11 protein-coding genes are annotated in these 13,776 nt (G+C 65.7%); 5 read left to right on the top strand and 6 right to left on the bottom strand.

The window, feature by feature from the left end:
• Positions 1–51 precede the first annotated feature (51 nt).
• From L286_RS38995 to L286_RS38985, 3 genes are read right to left on the bottom strand one after another with little or no spacing between them, the layout of a single operon-like run.
• Positions 52–1,323, bottom strand: a complete 1,272-nt coding sequence (locus tag L286_RS38995; RefSeq protein WP_031293402.1) for a PepSY-associated TM helix domain-containing protein — start codon at positions 1,321–1,323, stop codon at positions 52–54.
• A gap of 2 nt (positions 1,324–1,325) precedes the next feature.
• Positions 1,326–3,359: a TonB-dependent receptor family protein gene (locus L286_RS38990; RefSeq protein ID WP_020819104.1), complete on the bottom strand. Its 2,034-nt coding sequence runs from the start codon at positions 3,357–3,359 to the stop codon at positions 1,326–1,328.
• A gap of 45 nt (positions 3,360–3,404) precedes the next feature.
• Positions 3,405–3,821: a DUF2946 family protein gene (locus L286_RS38985; RefSeq protein ID WP_020819105.1), complete on the bottom strand. Its 417-nt coding sequence runs from the start codon at positions 3,819–3,821 to the stop codon at positions 3,405–3,407.
• Between the two features lie 106 nt (positions 3,822–3,927).
• On the opposite strand from L286_RS38985, the gene L286_RS38980 reads away from it, so the two are divergent.
• A complete protein-coding gene (locus L286_RS38980; protein WP_007681965.1) occupies positions 3,928–4,338 on the top strand; it encodes a MerR family transcriptional regulator in 411 nt (136 codons plus the stop codon).
• Positions 4,339–4,376: 38 nt separating this feature from the next.
• Entirely contained in the window at positions 4,377–6,179 is a 1,803-nt protein-coding gene (locus tag L286_RS38975; RefSeq protein WP_020819106.1) for an acyl-CoA dehydrogenase C-terminal domain-containing protein, read from the top strand.
• A 556-nt stretch (positions 6,180–6,735) separates the two neighbouring features.
• Here the strand turns inward: L286_RS38975 and dnaJ are convergent.
• Together dnaJ and dnaK are read right to left on the bottom strand one after the other, a co-directional pair.
• Complete coding sequence (dnaJ, locus tag L286_RS38970) at positions 6,736–7,863, bottom strand: molecular chaperone DnaJ (protein WP_020819107.1); 1,128 nt, start codon at positions 7,861–7,863, stop codon at positions 6,736–6,738.
• 63 nt (positions 7,864–7,926) lie between these two features.
• Positions 7,927–9,825 carry a molecular chaperone DnaK gene (gene dnaK, locus L286_RS38965; protein ID WP_013039440.1) on the bottom strand — a complete coding sequence of 633 codons (1,899 nt, stop codon included), beginning with the start codon at positions 9,823–9,825 and terminating at the stop codon, positions 7,927–7,929.
• A gap of 177 nt (positions 9,826–10,002) precedes the next feature.
• On the opposite strand from dnaK, the gene L286_RS38960 reads away from it, so the two are divergent.
• Positions 10,003–10,473, top strand: coding sequence for a copper chaperone PCu(A)C (locus L286_RS38960; protein ID WP_013039439.1), 471 nt, complete (start codon positions 10,003–10,005; stop codon positions 10,471–10,473).
• Positions 10,470–10,934, top strand: coding sequence for a hypothetical protein (locus L286_RS38955; protein WP_020819108.1), 465 nt, complete (start codon positions 10,470–10,472; stop codon positions 10,932–10,934). Before L286_RS38960 ends, L286_RS38955 begins: the two co-directional genes overlap by 4 nt.
• A gap of 212 nt (positions 10,935–11,146) precedes the next feature.
• Here the strand turns inward: L286_RS38955 and L286_RS38950 are convergent, their stop codons facing one another.
• Positions 11,147–12,289 carry an aldose epimerase family protein gene (locus L286_RS38950; protein WP_443214877.1) on the bottom strand — a complete coding sequence of 381 codons (1,143 nt, stop codon included), beginning with the start codon at positions 12,287–12,289 and terminating at the stop codon, positions 11,147–11,149.
• Between the two features lie 130 nt (positions 12,290–12,419).
• On the opposite strand from L286_RS38950, the gene L286_RS38945 reads away from it, so the two are divergent.
• Complete coding sequence (locus tag L286_RS38945; protein ID WP_007686371.1) at positions 12,420–13,724, top strand: sugar MFS transporter; 1,305 nt, start codon at positions 12,420–12,422, stop codon at positions 13,722–13,724.
• The last annotated feature ends 52 nt before the right edge of the window (positions 13,725–13,776 follow it).

Below are 13,776 nucleotides of genomic sequence, written 5' to 3'. Positions count from 1 at the left end.
CCACCCCTCAATCCCCTCCCCTGAAGGGGAGGGGAAGATCAGGCGCCGCCATCACCCTCGCAACCGCTCCCAAACCCATTCCCCAGCCAAAGCCGCCGCCATGCTCGCCCCCGTCAATGGAAACACCAGCCCCAGCCCCAGCATCAATCCCGCCACGACCCGCTTCTCGCGCAGCCCCGCCGCAGGCGGCTCCCCCAACCGCCGCTTCCACCACAACAGCGGCGCGGTCAGGCACAGCAGCAGCAGGCACAGGCATCCCGCCAGCATCAGCAACCGGTTCGCCTCGCCATATTCCAGCCCCTGATGGGTGGCGACGCCCCATTCGACCGCCCTCGCCCCGCCGCCGAACATGCGCCAGTCGACATCCTGCGCCACCGCGCCGGACCCCGCGTCGATGGTCAGGACATGCGCATCCTGCGCCTTCACCGCCTGCGCCGACACCAGCCATGGCATGCCTGCGGAGGCCGGAAAGCCGATCATGACCCCGCCCTTCAACCCGCGCCCTTCGGCGATCCGCACGATCTCATCCACTCCGACGCCGCCCGAACCGCCCGGCCCCGAACCGCCCGGCCCCGAACCACCCGGCACAGCGCCGCCTTCCCGCAAAGCCCAGGGCAACACCTCCTTCACCGGCGCGCTCCACGGGATAACCGCCGCCGAAGGCCGCCCCAGCCCCCGCTCCGCGATCAGCCCGCGCAACCCGCCGCCCCAGACCGAAGTCCAGGGCATACCGGTGACGGCCAGGAACAGGATCGCCCCCGCCGCCAGAAAGCCGACCGAGCCATGCAGGTCGCGCCAGAACAGCCGCCCGCCCGGCCGCCCGCGCAGCGCCAGCACCCGGTTCCCGGCACGCGGCCAGCGCAGATACAGCCCGGTCACGCACAGCAGGATCGCCCAGCCCGCCACCACCTCGACCAGCCGGTTGCCGACCGGCCCGGCCAGCGCCAGGCTGTGCAGATCCCTGACCGTCCGCATGACGCCGCCGTCCGCCAGCCTGCCCAATATCCGCCCGTCATGGGGATCGACGAACCAGACCGTCCCGCCGACCGTCAGCCGCCAGCTTTCATCGGCGGCGGCGGGCCGCTGCATCTGGCTCACCGCGCCGCCGCTGGCCTTCTCCACCGCCGCAACCAGCCGCGACGGCGGCAGCAGCGCCCCGCCCGGCCGCACCACGATCCGGTCATGATAGACGGCCCGCTCGATCTCCGGCTTGTAGAGATAGAGCGCGCCCGTCACCGCCATCAGCGCCAGCACTGGCAACACGATCAGCCCGGCATAGAAATGCCAGCGCCACATCGCCCGATAAAATGACCCGCTTTCCACGGTCAGAACCGCGCCCGCACGCCGCCATAAAAGGCGCGACGTTCGATGGGGTAGAAGGCCACGCTGCCCTCATTCGCAAGCGTCGCTGGATTGTCCGGCACATAGCGGACCAGGGCGCCAATATCGCCAACGGCCCGCTCCCCGGTCAGGTTGCGCGCATCCAGGAACAGGGTGACGCCCGGCTTCACCTCCGCCTGCGCGCCGAGGTTCAGCGTCGCATAATCCCCGACCCGCTTCGTGTTGGCATAGTCGACCCATGCCCCCTGCGGCAGCCATTCGATGGCGGGCGAAATGCTCAGCCGCTCCGTCCCCAACTTCAGCTCCGCCCGGTAGAAATGGCGCGGCACCACCGGCAGGCGATTGTCGCCGAACTGCGCATCGTCGCGGAAGCGGAAATCGCTATATTGATAGACCTGCCTCAGGCTCGCCCATGGGGTCAGCCTCAGGTCCAGCCCCGCCTCTATCCCCTGATGCCGCGTCCGCCCGGCATTGAAGGTCGCTGCCGGATACAGCCCCGCCACCACATTATATTGCAGCAACTCGCCCTTGAGATCGGCGCGATAGAGGCTGACGTCCCAATGCGCGATGCCCAGCGTGCCGCGCGTGCCCACCTCAACCGTCCATGCCCTTTGCGTGGCCAGCGGCGTAAAGCCCGGCGCACCACCGGCGGGCGCCTGCCCCAGTTCGATGAAGCCGGGCAATTCCACCGAGCGGCTGTAATTGGCGTAGAATTGCACCGCCTGCGCCGGCTCGAACAGCAGCCCGAATTTCGGCGCGAAGGCGTCGAACGACACGTCCCCGCTCCGCGCCGGGGCGAGGCGGTTGTCGAGCCGCCGCTCGCCATGGGTATAGATGCCGCCCGCGATCAGCCACAGCCCCGCGACCGGCGCGATCCGCGCCTCGCCATAGCTGTTGATCGTCTGCGCCCGCGCCTTCTGATAAGAGGTCGGCGCGCCCGCCCGCCCGTTCAGATTGACGAATTGGCGGAAGCGCCCATGCCCGAACCGCGCCTGAGCGCCCAAAGTCAGTTCGACCGGCATCCCGCCCAGATCGGCCGCCAGATCGACGCTGGCGAAGACCCCGCGATCCTCCGACTTCTGGTCGACCACCTGATAGATGGGATGATCCAGCGCCTTGGCGTTGAAATAGACGCCGAACGCCAGTTCGCCGCGATCCAGCGCCACGGTCGTGCGGTTCTGCAGGCGGATCGAATCGATGTTGCGCGCCTGATCGCCCGAGAAATTGCCCTTGGCCGGATGGTCCAGCGCATCGCCTTCATTCAGCGCGCCGGACAATTTCTGCCGGATCGTCTGCACGCTGGCATAGAAGCGCGTCTCCACGCGCTCGCTCAGCTTCAGCCCGACATTGCCGTTGAAGCGCAGCGCCCGCCGCCGCCCATGGTCCCGATCGCCATCGGACCGATCGGCGGTCAACGCGGCCCACGCATCCCCGCGCCCGTCGCTATAGCCATAGGCCGCCTTCGCCCGCAGCGTGTCGAACGACCCCCCATCGACCCGCATCTCCGTACCCGGCGCGCTCCGCCCGGTCGGCGTCACCGCATTGATCGCCCCGCCCAGCGTCGACCCGCCCAGCCGCAGCGCATTGCCGCCGCGATAGACCTCCAGATGCTGGAAGACCTGCGCATCCAGTTCCTGGAAATCGCCGTTATCGTCGGCCATGTTGATCGGAATGCCGTCCTGCAACAGCGTCAGGCCGCGCATATGATAGCCCCGCGACAGGCCGGACCCGCGAATGGAAATCCGCACCTCCTGCCCAAACCGGGGCTGCGTATAGACGCCGGGGGAAAAGCTCAGCGCATCGCGCAGGGAAACGGCGAGCTTGTCGCCGAAATCCTCCGCCGGAACGACGTCCACGCCGCCGGGCGCGCGGACGATTTTCGTCGCAGCATCCTCCACCATGGGACTGGCGGTGACGATGATCCGGCTCTGCTCGGCCTCCTCGGCCAGGGCGGGAGCGGACAGGGAACAGGCAAGCGCGCACAGCGAAATGCCGCGCGAAACGGAAAAGACAGACATGAAATGATGACCTTGCTGAAAAAATCGCGGAAAATGGCGGATTTTTCAGAAGGCGGGCGGCCCCGAGGAGGGCGGCGGCGGCGCGGCCAGCCGGGCGATCAGCCCGGTCTTGAGCGCGAAGGCGATCGGCCCGAAACCCAATTGCCAGGCGGGCAGAGGCAGATCGGCGAGGGCCAGCGGCGGAACCAGCGGCTGCACCGATGCGGCGAAGGGACAATGCTGCTGCCCCGGCGCGCCGTCATCCGGGCGATGCTTGCCCGACGCCCCGTCCCGGTCGAAGACAGTCCGGTCGACCACGACATTGACCGCCCCTTGCCCCGTGCAGAGCGTCACCACAACGCCCCGTTCGGTGCGCACAGGCATGAAGCCCGAAGGCGCGAGAAGCTGCATCGCCAGCACGAGCAGAGCCAGCGCGGCCAAAAGGCCCTTCGCGGATTCCGATCGTCTGACTGCCCCCATCATGGCGCAAAGCCCTAGCGGCGCCCGCCCGTCCTGTCACTAGGACAAAAGGGCCACGGCTGGCATACTCACCTTGACGTAAACGTAAAGCAGAGTTACATCACCTGCCATGGACAAACGCACCACTCTTGCGGGCATCGTCGAACTGCCCGATCATAGCGACCGGCAAGCCTATAGCATCACCGACCTGTCGGAGGAATTCGGCGTCACCGCGCGCGCCCTGCGCTTCTATGAGGACGAAGGGCTGATCGCGCCGGAACGGCAGGGCCTTGCGCGCATCTATTCGCGTCGCGACCGCGCCCGCCTGGCCTGGATATTGCGCGGCAAGCGGGTGGGATTCAGCCTGTCCGACATTCGCGAGATGATCGACCTCTACGACGCCGACGAGGAGCATGAGGAACAGCTCCGCGTCACCGTCGCCAAGTGCGAGGCGCGCATCGCCCTGCTCAACCGCCAGAAGGAGGACATCGACGCCACCATCGCGGAGTTGATGCATTTCTTGGACGTCCTCCAGCAATAATCCCCCTAACCGCAGAACAAAATCCGTCGGAGAAGATCATGCCCAGCTACACCGCCCCTGTTCGCGACACCCGCTTCGTGCTCGACCATGTCCTCGGGCTGGATCGCTACACCAATCTGCCCGGCTTCGAAAACGCGACCGCCGACCTGGTGGAGGCGATCCTGACCGAAGGCGGGAAGGTCGCCGCCGAAATCCTCTTCCCGCTGAACGCCATGGGCGACAAGGAGGGCTGCACCCGCCACCCGGACGGCAGCGTCACCACGCCTACCGGCTTCAAGGCGGCCTATGACACCTATGTCGAGGGCGGCTGGACGACGCTGAACGCGCCGATCGAATATGGCGGCCAGGGCCTCCCAAGCATCGTTGGGACGGCCGTCAGCGAATATACGCTCTCGGCCAATCTGAGCTTCAAAATGTATCACGGCCTGACCAATGCCGCGGTCGAAGCGCTGATCGCCAAGGGCAGCGAGGAACAGAAGCGGACCTACATCCCCAATATGGTGTCGGGCAAATGGGCGGGCACGATGAACCTGACGGAACCGCATTGCGGCACCGATCTAGGCCTCATCAAGACCAGGGCCGTGCCAGGGCCTGACGGCAGCTTCACGATCACCGGCACAAAGATCTTCATTTCGGCCGGCGAGCATGACCTGACGGAAAACATCATCCACCTCGTCCTGGCCAAGACCCCTGACGCGCCGGAAGGCAGCAAGGGCATCTCCCTCTTCGTCGTTCCCAAATTCCTGGTGAACGAGGACGGATCGCTGGGCGAGCGCAACGCCGTCTCCTGCGGTTCGCTGGAGCACAAGATGGGCATCCACGGCAATTCCACCTGCGTCATGAACTATGACGGCGCGACCGGATGGCTGGTGGGCGAGGAGAACAAGGGCCTGGCCGCCATGTTCATCATGATGAACGCCGCCCGCCTGGGCGTCGGCCTGCAGGGACTGGCCCAGGCGGAGGTCGCCTATCAGAACGCCGCCGCCTACGCCCATGAACGTCGCCAGGGCCGGGCGCTCACCGGCCCCAAGGATCCGCAGGAAAAGGCCGACACGCTGTTCGCCCATCCCGACGTCCGCCGCATGCTGATGGAGGCGAGGGCCCTGACGGAAGGGTTGCGCGCGCTGATGCTCTGGGGGGCGCTCCAGGTCGATCTTGCCCATCAGGCGGCCACGGAGGAAGAACGGCAGGCGGCCGATGACCTGCTGCAATTGCTGACCCCGGTGATCAAGGGCTATGGCTCGGACAAGGGCTTCGACGTCACCGTGATGGCGCAGCAGGTGTTCGGCGGCCATGGCTACATCTGGGAAAATGGCGTCGAACAATATGTCCGCGACGCCCGCATCGCCCAGATCTACGAGGGCACCAACGGCGTCCAGGGCATGGACCTTGTCGGACGCAAGCTGCCCATGAACGGCGGCCGCGCGCTCCAGGCCTTCCTCAAGATCGTCGGGGAGGAAGTGGCGCAGGCCAAGGGCGACGAAAAGCTCGCCAGCTTTGCCGAAGCGCTGGAAAAGGCGAGCGGCCAGCTCGGCGCGGCGACCATGTGGTTGATGCAGAATGCGATGAAGAACCCGGACAATGCCGGCGCCGGCGCGGTTCACTATATGCACATATTGGGCATCGTCGCGACCGGCCTGATGTGGCTGCGCATGGCGAAGGCGGCCACCGCCCTGCTGACGGCCGGCCAAGGCGACGCCAAATTCCTGGAAGCCAAGCTGGTGACCGCGCGCTTCTTCGCGGAACGCATCATGCCGGACGCGGGCGCGCTCCGCCGGAAGATCGAGGGCGGCGCGGACAGCCTGATGGCGCTCGATCCGGAAATGTTCCTGGCGGCCTGAGTCCCAGGACGAGGCAGGGACGCCGCGCCCCGGCCAACCGGGCGGGCGTCCTTGCGTTTTCATCCTCCACCGCCGCCGACCTCCTGACACAATGCGCCCGGGGCGGCATAGGCCCATCGGACAATATGATCGGTGCGGGCCGCGGGCGCGCGCTTCTGCTGTCCTGCATGCTGGGCATGCTGATGCTGGTCGCCAACAGTCTGCAATGGCTGGCCGCGCTCACGGCGATGGCTCTGCTGTCGACCTCCACCACGCTCTGGTTTATGTCGGATGCACGCTGGCGGCGCTCAGGTTTTAGCTGGCGGTGTCGATGGCGCTGGTCGGGCTGGACTATGCGCTCTGGACATTATGGGCGCGGGACTGGCGGCGAGCGTGGCCAGCTTCCTGCCGATGGCGCGGGAATTTCCCTTTTTCGCTGGGCACGGCGGGAGGGGGAGAAAGCTTTGCTTCAATCAAGCGCTTCGTGCTCCTGCGAAGGCAGGAGCCCAGTTCGAAGGGCGGGACTGGGCTCCTGCCTTCGCAGGAGCACGGTGCTTTTAAAGGAAATGGGGAGAACTCAATCCCCCCATAATTCCTTGAGCTTGCTGAAAAATCCCGTCGATTGCGGGCATTCCTCGCCCGTTTCCGTTTCGCGGAACGCCTCCAGCAGTTCGCGCTGCTTGGCGCTCAGCTTGGTCGGCGTCTCGACATCGACCTGAATCACCAGATCGCCTTGCCCGCGCCCGTTCAGCACCGGCATGCCCGCGCCGCGCTGGCGGATCTGCTTGCCGGACTGGATGCCGCTGGGAATCCGGATCTCATGCCGCTGCCCGTCCAGGCCCGGCACCTCTATCACGCCGCCCAGCGCCGCAGTGGTGATGCTGACCGGGGCGCGGGCGAACAGGGTCGTCCCGTCCCGCTCGAAGATCGGATGCCGCTTCACATGCAGGAAAATATAGAGGTCGCCCGCGGGAGCGCCCCGCGCCCCGGCCTCGCCCTCGCCCGACAGGCGGATGCGGGTGCCTTCGTCGACACCGGCGGGAATGTTGACGGACAGGGTCTTGGGCCTGTCCACCCGGCCTTCGCCCCGGCAGCTACGGCAGGGGCTTTCGATCACCTGGCCCGCGCCATGGCAGGATGGGCAGGTGCGTTCGACCACGAAAAAGCCCTGCTGCGCCCGCACCTGGCCATGGCCATGGCAGGTGCCGCAACTCTTGACGCCCGTGCCCGGCTGCGCGCCGGACCCGTCGCAGCTTTCGCAAGGCGCCGAAACCTCTATCTCTATCTCGGTCTTCTTGCCGTGATAGGCGTCGTCCAGCGTGATTTCCATGTCGTAGCGCAAGTCCGCCCCGCGCCGCTGGGCCTGCCGCCCGCCGCCGAAGCCGCCCGCCGCCTGGCCGAAGATGGTCTCGAAAATATCGCCAAGGTCGGAAAAGCCGCCCGCGCCGCGCCCGCCACCGCCGAAACCGCCGCCATTCTGGAACGCCGCATGGCCGAAACGGTCATAGGCGGCACGTTTCTGCGGGTCTTTCAGGCATTCATAGGCTTCGGAAACGGCCTTGAACTTGGCCTCGCTGTCGGTGCAGCCCCCGGTCTTGTCCGGGTGATATTTCATCGCCAGCTTGCGGTATGCGCTCTTGATCGCGGCCGCGTCCGCCGTGCGCTCGACTTCGAGCAGTTCGTAATAGTCGATTTCGGTGCTCATCTCGCCCCCGGCGTCCCTGCCCCGTCACGGCCATAGCAGTCATGACGGGGCAAGCACATCAGCTTACGCCTTGTTGTCGTCCACTTCGGAGAATTCGGCGTCGACGACATCGTCATCCGCCTTCGGCGCGTCCCCGCCCGGAGCAGCGGCGGCCGCCTGCTCCTTCTCGTAAATGGCCTGGCCCAGCTTCATGGCGACCGTGGCGAGTTCCTGCGCCTTCGCCTTCATGGCTTCCGCATCGCCGCCCTCGACCGCCGACCGGGTGGCGGCGATCGCGGTCTCGATCTCCGACTTGAGGCCAGCGTCCACCTTGTCGCCATGCTCGCCAAGCTGCTGTTCGGTGGTGTGGATCAGGCTTTCGGCATTGTTCTTCGCCTCGGCCGCCTCGCGCTTCTTCTTGTCCTCTTCGGCGAAGCGCTCGGCATCCTTGACCATCTGGTCGATGTCGGCGTCCGACAGGCCGCCCGACGCCTGGATGCGGATCTGCTGCTCCTTGCCCGTGCCCTTGTCCTTGGCATGGACGTTGACCAGGCCGTTGGCGTCGATGTCGAAGGTGACTTCGATCTGCGGCACGCCGCGCGGCGCGGGCGGGATGCCGACCAGGTCGAACTGGCCGAGCAGCTTGTTGTCCGCCGCCATTTCACGCTCGCCCTGGAACACGCGGATCGTCACCGCCTGCTGATTGTCGTCGGCGGTCGAATAGACCTGAGACTTCTTGGCGGGAATGGTGGTGTTGCGGTCGATCATGCGGGTGAACACGCCGCCCAGCGTCTCGATGCCCAGCGACAGCGGGGTCACGTCCAGCAGCAGCACGTCCTTGACGTCGCCCTGCAACACGCCCGCCTGGATGGCGGCGCCCATGGCGACGACTTCGTCCGGGTTCACGCCGGTATGCGGTTCCTTGCCGAAAAATTCCTTCACGGCCTCGCGCACCTTGGGCATGCGGGTCATGCCGCCCACCAGCACCACTTCGCTGATCTCGCTCGCGGAGACGCCCGCGTCGGCCAGCGCCTTCTTGCAAGGCTCCATCGTCCGCTTGATGAGGTCGGCCACCAGCCGTTCCAGATCGGCGCGGGTGATGGTCTTCACCAGATGCTTCGGACCGTTCTGGTCGGCGGTGATGAAGGGCAGGTTGACTTCGGTCGACTGCGCCGAGGACAGTTCGATCTTCGCCTTTTCCGCGGCTTCCTTGAGGCGCTGGAGCGCCAGCTTGTCCTTGGTGAGGTCGATGCCCTCATCCTTCTGGAAGCCAGCCGCCAGGAATTCCACCAGCTTGGCGTCGAAATCCTCGCCGCCCAGGAAGGTGTCGCCATTGGTCGACTTCACCTCGAACACGCCGTCGCCGATCTCCAGGATCGAGATGTCGAAGGTGCCGCCGCCAAGGTCATAGACGGCGATGGTCTTGCCGTCCTGCTTTTCGAGGCCGTAAGCGAGCGCGGCCGCGGTCGGCTCATTGATGATGCGCAGCACTTCCAGGCCCGCGATCTGGCCCGCATCCTTGGTCGCCTGACGCTGGGCGTCGTTGAAATAGGCCGGAACGGTGATGACCGCCTGCGTGACCGTCTCGCCCAGATAGCTTTCGGCGGTTTCCTTCATCTTCTGCAGGATGAAGGCGGAAATCTGCGAAGGCGAATAATCCTTGCCGCCCGCCTGCACCCAGGCGTCGCCGTTCGGACCCTTGGCGATGCTGTAGGGCACCAGCTCCATGTCCTTCTTGGTCATCGGATCGTCGAAGCGGCGGCCGATCAGGCGCTTCACGGCGAAAATGGTATTGTCCGGATTGGTCACGGCCTGCCGCTTGGCGGGCTGGCCGATCAGGCGTTCGCCATCCTTGGTGAAGGCGACGATGGAGGGCGTGGTGCGCGCGCCTTCCGCATTTTCGATCACCTTGGGCTTGCCGCCGTCCATCACAGCAACGCAGCTGTTGGTGGTGCCCAGGTCGATACCGATTACTTTTGCCATTGTGTCCTCTTTGAACCCCAAATCATATTCAGCGGTTGACGGCCCCATACCTCACGAAAGCGCCAAGGCAAGGGCGTTTGCGCAAGGGATATAGGCGTGCTTTTGCTTGGCACAAGAAGCTGTGACGATTACCTCATGGAAACGACCGGAAACGGGACATTGAGGAAGCCTTTGCCCATGCGCGCATTTTACCCGCTGATCGCCCTTGCCGCCCCTCTCGCGCTCGCCGCCTGCGGCGATCCCGCGCCCACCTATATCGATCAGGCCTGGGTGCGGCTCAGCCCCAACAAGGACATGCCCTCCTCCGGATATTTCGTCGCCCATGGCGGCGATGCGGACACGGCGCTGCGCGGCGTGCTCACCGATTACGCCCTGAAGGTCGAGATGCACGAAAGCATGAGCGAGGGCGGCAAGATGACCATGAAGCCGCTCGACAGCGTTCCCATCCCGGCAAAATCCAAGGTCGCCTTCGCGCCGGGCGGCAAGCATCTGATGCTTTGGGGCGTCAACGACACGGCGATCGGCCGGGGCAAGATGACGCTCACCTTCCTGCTGGCCAATGGCGACCGCCTGCTGGTCGACGCCGTCATCCAGAAGCCCGGCGCCGCCGCTCGAGCCGCCGAATCGGCGGAGCATGAGGCGCATTGACCGGACGCCCGCTGACCGAGTCCGAAACCGCCCTCGCTCGGTCGGTGTTCGCCGCCGCCATCGATTATCGGCGGGTGCGGGTGCATGACCGCAAATGGTGGCCCTTCCAGCCCCGGCAAGTCACCATGGCGCCGGACGGCGACCTATGGTTCCATCCGGAAAGCGGCCTGTTCTGCGCCGATTTCTGCGACAGCCCGCTGTCCATCCAGGGACATTTCATCCATGAGATGACCCATGTCTGGCAGGCGCAGCGGGGCGGCAGATGGTATCTGCCGCTGATGCGCCATCCCTTCTGCCGCTATGCTTATGACATCGTGCCTGGAAAACCGTTCCGCCGCTACGGGCTGGAGCAGCAGGCGGAGATCGTTCGCCACGCCTTCCTGCTGCGCCGGGGGGTTCCGGTAGAGGGCAAGCCGCCGCTTCCGGTCTATGAAGCGCTGCTGCCGTTCAGCCGGAGTTAGGCTGTATCCACATTCAGAAGATGGCGAGCCGAAAATGGCGGTTTTCCGTGACCCGGCGCGCAGCCTGCTCAAAGCAGGTGAGCAGCGGAAGCACGGGGATTGAAGCGAGGCACGCGACTCGCTTCAACCATTTGCAGGCCGCCAGGGCTGAATGTCGATACAGCCTAGGGCCGCCCAGCCTGTCGCCCGCCCCATTCGGCCATGCCCGGTCTTCAGCGCTTGACCGACAGGCGGTAGATCATCTGGTGGTGATAGGGCTTGCCCGGATCGACCCGCGCCGACAGGAATTTGGGCTGGTTGGGCGAATCGGGGAATTTCTGCGGCTCCAGCGCAATGCCGTCGCCCATGCGGTAGAGATGACCCTGCTTGCCGATCAGCGTGCCGTCCAGGAAATTGCCGGTGTAGAATTGCACGCCCGGCTCCGTGGTCAGCACCTCCAGCACGCGGCCCGACGCCGGGTCTTCCAAGCGCGCGGCCAGTTCGGGCGTCCTGGTCACGCCCTTGTCCAGCGCGAAATTATGGTCATAGCCGCGCCCGGCGACGATCTGCGCGTCGCGGCCATCGCGAATGCCGTCCGCCACGCGGCGCGGCGCGCGGAAATCGAACGGCGTGCCCTCCACCGGCTTCAGTTCGCCGGTCGGGATCAGATTGGCGTCCACCGGGGTGAAGGCCCTGGCGGCTATGGTCAGCAGATGCCCCAGCGCGCTCTCCGCCGATCCCTCGCCCGCCAGGTTGAAGATCGCATGGTTGGTCATGTTGACGATGGTCGGCTTGCTGGTCTTCGCGTCGAAGGCGATGCCCAGATTGCCCGCCTCGTCCAGCGTATAGGTGACGGTCGCGTCGAGCTTGCCCGGATAGCCGGCGTCGCCGTCCGGGCTGGTGAGCGACAGGACCAGCGTGGCGGTCGGCCCGCTTTTCAGCGACACGACCTTCCACGCCTGCTTGTCGAATCCCTTGCCGCCGCCATGCAGCGAATTGACCTTGTCGTTGAGCGGCAATCGATAGCTCTTGCCGTCCAGCGTGAACTTGCCGCCCGCGATCCGGTTGGCATAGCGGCCCACGGTCACGCCGAAATAATTGGGACGGTCGACATAGCCGGCAAGATCGTCATAGCCGAGCAGGACGTCCGCGATCCTGCCATTGCGGTCCGGCCCGGCCAGATTTTGCAGCGTCGCGCCATAGGTCAGGATGGTGGCGGACACGCCCTGCGCGTTCTTCAATGTGATCGCCTCGATCGCCGTGCCGTCGGCCAGCGTGCCGGCGGGGGCGCGGCTGGCCTCCGCCGCCAGTGCCGCCGTGCTTGTCATCATCAGGGCGCCGCCGTATGACAACGTTGCCAATACCATTTTATTCATAAGGGCCTTTCGCATGCGGTTCCTCCCCGACGCCATTGACGCGTCATCGGTGGAGATATACTCATACAAAATAATCAGGCGCAACCCTGTTCCGGCGGCGCGCCTTTTCGACACTTCCGGAGAAGGATGAATGGCAGGACCGATTTCCTCAACCGCGGCGCCCGTGGCGGCCCATGATCCGGGCACGCGCTACGGCCCTGCCCTGACTTTGCTGGCCAGCCTCTTCTTCATGTGGGGCTTCATCACCGTCATCAACAACACGCTGCTGCCGCACCTGCGCAGCGTGTTCGAACTCAGCTACACCCAGACGACGCTGATCGAATCGGTATGGTTCATCGCCTATTTCGTCGCCTCCATCCCCTCGGCCAAGCTGATCGAGCGCATCGGTTACCAGAGGTCGCTGGTGACGGGCCTGCTGGTCATGGCGGCGGGCGCGCTGGGCATGATGCTGGCGGCGTCCATCCCCTCCTATGGCGTGACGCTGCTCATGCTGTTCGTGATCGCCAGCGGCATCACCCTGCTCCAGGTCGCGGCCAACCCCTATGTCGCGGTGGTCGGCAGGCCGGAAACCGCCTCGTCCCGCCTTAACCTGGTGCAGGCGATGAATTCGGCCGGCACTATGCTGGCGCCGATGTTCGGGGCTTATCTGATCCTCGGCCGGTCGAAGGGCGGCACCGCCCAGGGCGAAGTCGTGCTGACGCAGGCGGAGCGGCTGGCCGACGCCCAGTCGGTGATCCTGCCCTATGGCCTGGTCGCCATGGTGCTGGTGGTGCTGGCCGTCGTGATCGCGCGCTTCCCGCTGCCCGCCATGGGCGCGTCTGCCACCCGCCTCGCCAAGGAGGAGCGGAAGAAGCATTCGCTCTGGGCGCATCGCAACCTGGTGTTCGGCATCCCGGCCATCTTCATCTACCTGATCGCGGAGATCGGCGTCGCCAACCTGTTCGTGAACTTCGTCAGCCAGCCCGACATCGCCAACCTGACCCATGAGCAGGCGGGCCGTTACCTGACCTTCCTCTGGGGCGGGATGATGGTCGGCCGGTTCGCGGGGTCGGCGATCATGCAGCGGTTCGACGCGGGCAAGGTGCTGGCCGCCTTCTCCATCGGCGCCTTCCTCGTGATGATGATCACCGTCTTCGCCCATGGCGAGGTGGCGATGTGGTCGCTGATCCTGGTGGGCCTGTTCCACTCGATCATGTTCCCGACCATCTTCACCCTGGGCATCAAGGGGCTGGGGCCGCTGACCGAGGAAGGATCGGGCCTGCTGATCATGGCGATCGCCGGCGGCGCGCTGGTGGTGGTGCAGGGCTGGCTGGCCGACCATTTCGGCTTGCAGACCAGCTTCCTGCTGACCGCGGCCTGCGAACTCTACATCCTCTTCTATGCGCTGTGGGGATCGAGGCCCACCCATGCGCTGCCCGACCAGCAGATCGGGTGACGGCGCCGAGGGGGCGCAAGCCCTGAAGCCCGAAAAGGCCGGAGCGGAATGT

This window comes from Sphingobium sp. HDIP04 (genome assembly GCF_000445085.1).
GTDB lineage: Bacteria > Pseudomonadota > Alphaproteobacteria > Sphingomonadales > Sphingomonadaceae > Sphingobium > Sphingobium indicum.
Note: the sequence above shows the minus strand (reverse complement) of the source record. Positions and strands in the feature narration are given on the sequence as shown.

Bases quoted from the DNA above. Each gene is read 5' to 3' on its own strand.
- L286_RS38990 (WP_020819104.1), bottom strand. From the start codon at position 3,359: ATGTCTGTCTTTTCCGTTTCGCGCGGCATTTCGCTGTGCGCGCTTGCC.
- L286_RS38985 (WP_020819105.1), bottom strand. From the start codon at position 3,821: ATGATGGGGGCAGTCAGACGATCGGAATCCGCGAAGGGCCTTTTGGCC.
- L286_RS38980 (WP_007681965.1), top strand. From the start codon at position 3,928: ATGGACAAACGCACCACTCTTGCGGGCATCGTCGAACTGCCCGATCAT.
- L286_RS38975 (WP_020819106.1), top strand. From the start codon at position 4,377: ATGCCCAGCTACACCGCCCCTGTTCGCGACACCCGCTTCGTGCTCGAC.
- dnaJ (WP_020819107.1), bottom strand. From the start codon at position 7,863: ATGAGCACCGAAATCGACTATTACGAACTGCTCGAAGTCGAGCGCACG.
- dnaK (WP_013039440.1), bottom strand. From the start codon at position 9,825: ATGGCAAAAGTAATCGGTATCGACCTGGGCACCACCAACAGCTGCGTT.
- L286_RS38960 (WP_013039439.1), top strand. From the start codon at position 10,003: ATGCGCGCATTTTACCCGCTGATCGCCCTTGCCGCCCCTCTCGCGCTC.
- L286_RS38950 (WP_443214877.1), bottom strand. From the start codon at position 12,289: ATGAATAAAATGGTATTGGCAACGTTGTCATACGGCGGCGCCCTGATG.
- L286_RS38945 (WP_007686371.1), top strand. From the start codon at position 12,420: ATGGCAGGACCGATTTCCTCAACCGCGGCGCCCGTGGCGGCCCATGAT.